Genomic DNA, 5,897 nt, shown 5'->3' with positions numbered 1-5,897 from the left:
GCTCAGGCCAGCACTTTGTAGCAGGGCTGGTACTCACCGGAGATCTTCATCCGGCGCTGCTCGACGAAGGCGCGCAGCAGCTCGTCCAGGGCCTGCATCATGTCGGCGTCGCCGTGGATTTCGAAGGGGCCGAACTCCTCGATGCGGCGCATGCCGTCTTCCTTCACGTTGCCGGCCACGATGCCGGAGAACGCGCGGCGCAGATCGGCCGCCAGGGCATGCGGCGGGCGCCCGTGGTGCAGGTCCAGCGCGGCCATGGCTTCATGGGTCGGCACGAACGGCTGCTGGTACTCCCACGGAATCTCGATGGACCAGTTGAAGAAGAACGAATCCTTCTGCTCCAGGCGGTGCTCGCGCACGCGCTTGATGCCGGCGGACATGCGCCGCGCCACCGCCACCGGGTCGCCGATGATGATCTCGTAGCGCGCGGCGGCCGCATCGCCCAGGGTCAGGCGGATGAAGCGGTCGATCTGCTCGAAGTACGGTGCAGCCACGGTCGGGCCGGTCAGGATCAGCGGGAACGGCAGGTCCTTGTTTTCCTCGCGCAGCAGGATGCCGAGCAGGTACAGGATTTCCTCGGCGGTACCGACGCCGCCGGCGAACACGATGATGCCGTGGCCGATCCGCACGAACGCTTCGAGACGCTTCTCGATGTCCGGCATGATCACCAGGTGGTTGACGATCGGGTTCGGCGACTCGGCGGCGATGATGCCCGGCTCGGTCAGGCCAATGTACCGGGTGACGTGCTTGCGCTGCTTGGCGTGGGCAATGGTGGCGCCCTTCATCGGGCCCTTCATCGCGCCCGGGCCGCAGCCGGTGCAGATGTCCAGGCCGCGCAGGCCCAGCTCGTAACCGACCTGCTTGGTGTACAGGTACTCATCGCGGCCGATCGAGTGGCCGCCCCAGCACACCACCAGGTTCGGGTCGCCCGGGTTGAGGATGCGCGCGTTGCGCAGCAGCCCGAACACGGCGTTGGTGATGCCCTCGGAGGATTCCAGTTCGGCCGCGTAGGCCGGACCCATTTCGATGGCCATGTAGGCCAGGTCGCGGACCACGGCAAACAGCAGTTCGGCGACGCCGCGGATGATCTCGCCGTCGACGAAGGCCATCGCCGGTGCGTTCACCAGGTCGATGCGCACACCGCGATCCTGCTGGGCCACCTGGATGTCGAAATCGGGGTACAGATCGCGCGCCGCGCGCGGATCATCGGAGGCACTGCCGCTGGTCAGCACGGCCAGCGCGCAACGGCGCAGCAGCTCGTGCATGCCACCGCCGGACGCATCGCGCAGGCGTGCCACCTCGGCGCGCGACAGCACATCCAGTCCACCGCGCGGGTAGATCCGCGCGTCCTGCACCGGCAGCGTCCGCGCCGGAGTTTCGGTGATCTTCATTTCCATTCTTTTCGCTTCCTCAAGGTAGACGACTGTACTGCTGCCCCCTTAAAAAGCAAAACGGCCGGGAAGCCCGACCGTTGGATATACCTTCTCCCCAAAGCTGGTGTTGCCTTGAGCGGATCACTGTTTTTGGCTCAACTCTTCTATCATACACGCCGTCCTCGCCAGGTACAAGGATCGTGAAAAGATTGTACGGACATTCAATAAGAGGGCCGGCATGAGGCCGGCCCTCCTTCAGACGAGGATCACAATACTGCTAGTGAGAACAGCAGCTGCGTCGAATGAGCAGACGGCGTATGGACTGAAAACGCGGGTCCCGGCGCCGCAGAGGCTTGGGCCAGACTTTGAACCAGTAGTGCGCCTTCACTTCCTGGCACCGGCGCGCCGGCCGCGAATGCCTCCATATCATCCGCACCCCACTGGTTCCCGTCACGGTCCATGACCCAGTCCAAGCGGTTACTACTGTCCGAGTACCAATCCCTGATCGTCACACTGCCGGTACCATCGGCTGTCGCAACGACCAAGTCAGCGTTGACTCGACTGACCTGCATTTCAGAGAGTGTCATGTCGTTGAACGACAGCCTGTCCTCCCCCCATGCATCGCCGTTGACGATGACGTCGTGACCGTCACCAACACGCCACTCATACCTGTCATAACCATCACCGCCGTTGAGCAGATCGTTCCCTGCCCCACCGACCAGCAAGTCGTCATCATTACCTCCCTCAAGCGCGTCGCTGCCTCCAGCGCCATACAGCGCGTCCTGGCCGTCATGCCCGAACAACTGGTTGTCCAGATCGCTGCCGACAAGAGTGTTGTTCAGTGCATTGCCGTTGCCTACGACAGCATCTGCACGGAGTACAAGACCCTCAACGCCCGACCCCAACGCGTAGTCGATCGTGGACACCACGGTGTCTTCGTTACGACCCGGGTGCACACCCACCGCAGGCGTTCCCCACTCATCCCCGACGTCAGCGGGGACGCCTAAAATGCTCATATCAGCGCGCGCGGCAACAAAAGACTCGCCCCCACCATTGTCATCCAGCTCCGCCACAACATCGCCGATGCTGTCAACGTAGTAAAGGTCTGCGCCTCCGCCACCCTCCATGTAGTCGTTGCCCAGCCCTCCCATCAACGTATCGTTGCCCCAGCCGCCGTAGAGCACATCATTGCCTGCGCCGCCGTCGAGCCAGTCGTCTGCCGAAGACCAGACGTCGAGCGGGGTACCGCGCAATATGTTCGCGCCAGCATTTCCAACCAGAACATTGGCCCCTTCACCGCCCGTAGCATTCAGATCCGCACTTCCTTGGAGGAAAACGCGCTCGATGTTCGCCTGTGCGGTGTAGTCGATGCTGGCCAACACTGTGTCAGTGCCGTCCTCCTCAGCTCCCTCGCTCCGATCCGCAGGCTCGACCACCTCATCGCCTAGATTGTCAACGACATACGTGTCATCGCCAGCGCCACCAAACATCCGGTCTGCGCCCGCACCACCGTCCAGTAGGTCCTGGCCATCGCCACCCATGAGGACGTCGTCGTCTGCCCCGCCGAGAAGCGTATCGTTTCCTATGCCGCCTTGCAGGAGGTCCCGACCGTCACCGCCACTTATGACTCTGTCCAGCAGCGACGCGTTCGCCAGCAGCCACGCGGCGTTCCATTCGGTGCCATCACCGAACGTGACCGATTCCACACCAGCAGCGCCGTTGAACTGTCCATGCACCCGCAGGAAATTATCTGCGTCAAGGCGGAGCAGCAGATCGTCACCGACGCGTTCGATGCTCACGTCGTCCGCATCGATGCCTAGGGCAAACCGAACCTGGTCGACACCACCGGCGTCATGGACATTCTGCCGCCCATACCCCCGACCGAAGACATATGTATCCGCTGCGTAGCCTCCCTCGACCCGCCTGTCGGCAAACTCCACCGACGCACGCGTGTCCGCAGGGCCAAGATCGAACCAAGTCCCGGCATTGAGTCCGCCGGTTGAAGATGCCGCTCCTTGTTGCACGCCCAACACATAGCCTCCGTCACCGCGGCTCCCTGCCAGCCGCTGGCCATCGATCTCGACGGCGAGTGCGGGCAACGGTTCACCGAGACGCCCAAGGAACTCCGCCGCTGTCCACTCGGTTCCATCAGCAAACCTCAGCGCGTCCACCAATCCGCCGATGTACCAATCGGTTTGGGGCCGGAAATGATCGATCACCACGATTCGATCATCCGTGCCAAGGATGTCGATCACCAGTGCGTCACCGGAGCGCCTCAGGACGACGTCGTCGATGCCGATCCCAGGCTCCAAGGCGATCACGTCGTAGTCTGCAATCGTGCCGTCGCTATTGTTGATGAAGTCCACGCCAGATCCTCGCCCGAAGCGGTAAACATCGTTCCCGGACTCCCCACGCAAGTAGTCATTTCCGACGCCTCCATCCAGTAGATCATTGCCGGCGCCACCGGCGAGGGCATCATTGCCGCTACCACCCATTACAGTATCGTCATGGTCCAGGGCAAATACGTAGTCATTGCCGCCAGCGCCGTCATAGAGGTCTCCAGGAACGTAAAGGTCACGCAGGATGTCGTTGCGTTCAGTGCCCTGCATCGACTTCGCCGCCATTTCCCAGATCGACCAGAACGTGCCATCGGAAAAACGAACGCCATCGATGCCTTGCATGCGCTCCGGTTCCGGCACGAGGTCACGATAGAACTCGGAGATGGTGATCGAATCGCCGGTGGCAAGCAGATCGAGGACCAGGTCGTTGCCACTGAGACCGCTGCGGCGCACGGTGATTTCATTGGGGGAAATGGTGCTGTCGTACTCGATGACGTTCAGGTCGACCTGGCTGATGCCTGCTTCTCGTACGATGTCGTGGCCGTGCCCTCGACTGAAGCGATAGGTGTCTGAACCCTCGTTACCTTCCAGATGATCGTTCCCGGTGCCACCGACAAGTAGGTCGTCATGCAGGCCGCCCAACAAGGTGTCATTACCACCCCCGCCCAGCAGCGTATCGTTCCCAGAACTTCCGCTGAGATAGTCATTGCCCGCACCACCATTCAGGTAGTCTGCACCCCCGCCTTCCCACCATTTCGATGTGTACTGGCCGTCACCGTACAGGTAGTCATCACCATCCTCACCGTACAACCGGTCGACACCATAGTTACCATCGACCGTATCGTCGCCAGTGCCGCCGAACAAAGTGTCATCGCCACCCATGCCGTCGATCCGATCATTGCCTCCGTACCCATAGAGCACATCCGACTCATACGAGTTGCCACCCACAATACGGTTATCGCCAGCCCACAGATCCGTGGGCTGCATCGGCGTACCGTCTCCGAAGGCAAGGCGTGTCGAGGGCAGACTCGGGTCGAAGTAGCCCTTGATCGTCAGTGTTTCGCCGGTATCCATGAATCCCAGCCGCAGGTCGAACCCTTCACGGGTTAACTCAAGTTCCTGCAGCGAACCAATTTCCTGAAGATGGATGTCACGCTGGGATTGGTTGTCGCCAGCGACAATGGTATCGCTCCCCTGACCACGTCCCCAGCGGAACGTATCGTTGCCGCTGCCACCATCCAGCGTGTCGTCACCCGCCCCACCGTCCAGCTCATCATCGCCGGCACCACCATATAGCTGGTCATTGCCGACACCGCCCTGGAGACGATCGTTGCCATCGGCGCCACGAATGACGTCATCACCAGCGCCACCGTCGATCTGGTCGTTACCAGCGCCTCCATCAAGGATGTCATTCCCGGTGCCACCGCGCAGGATGTCATCTCCATCTCCGGCACCCTCCGATGGCTGGCCGGGCAGCCCGATCTGCGGGCCACCGCCGAGATCACTGGCACGCAGGATGCTGCCATCTGCGAACTCGATCACGTGGCTGGCATTGGCAGCAGCAAAGAATCCATCCAACTGCAATACATCCCAGCCATTGGCACCTGAGAAGCTCAGGGTTAACGAATCATCGATACGGGTGATGCCCGCCGCAGCGCGGGTAAAGCCGGACCCAGGCAGGAACCGAATGGTGTCACTCCCGGCGCTGGAGAGTTCGAGCCCAGTAATGCGATCAAAGCCGAAGCCAAGGCCGAACTCGTAGACGTCATTGCCCTGACCACCGTCCAGAGTGTCGTCACCGGTTCCGCCCACCAACCGATCGTTGCCGCCGAGCGATTGGAGCGTGTCATTGCCGCCACCGCCCAGCAATTCATCATTGCCCTCTCCGCCCGTCAGCAGGTCGCCATCTTCACCGCCGTTGATCGGTCCACCCACGCCATTGCCGCCACCATTACCGCCTTCGGTGAGCGCCCAGACCTCTTCGGCAGTCAGGGCAGAGCCATCACCGAACTCAAAAGTGTCGGTGCCGTCGGCCTTGAAGAAGTTCTGGATGAGGACGCTGTCGGCGGTGCCCTCAATCACTACCCTCAGGTCAAAGCCCTGACCCTTGATGAAGCGAACAAGAGCGCGATCGATGTCTTCGGCAAAGACGTACACGTGAGCTGCGCCGTCCGCGGCTTTTGCC

2 protein-coding genes are annotated in these 5,897 nt (G+C 61.7%); both read right to left on the bottom strand.

The features are described from left to right. Positions 1 to 2 precede the first annotated feature (2 nt). Complete coding sequence (ppnN, locus tag DBR34_RS04950; RefSeq protein ID WP_128095943.1) at positions 3 to 1,391, bottom strand: nucleotide 5'-monophosphate nucleosidase PpnN; 1,389 nt, start codon at positions 1,389 to 1,391, stop codon at positions 3 to 5. A gap of 248 nt (positions 1,392 to 1,639) precedes the next feature. Beyond that, positions 1,640 to 5,869 (bottom strand): calcium-binding protein, encoded by a 4,230-nt coding sequence (locus tag DBR34_RS22130; protein ID WP_128095942.1) that lies wholly within the window; start codon positions 5,867 to 5,869, stop codon positions 1,640 to 1,642. Positions 5,870 to 5,897: the final 28 nt, after the last annotated feature.

Source organism: Stenotrophomonas sp. HMWF003, assembly GCF_003061285.1.
In the GTDB taxonomy this organism is placed as follows: domain Bacteria; phylum Pseudomonadota; class Gammaproteobacteria; order Xanthomonadales; family Xanthomonadaceae; genus Stenotrophomonas; species Stenotrophomonas maltophilia_AP.
The sequence above is the reverse complement of the archived record's forward strand: the minus strand, read 5'-3'. Positions and strand labels throughout refer to the sequence as shown.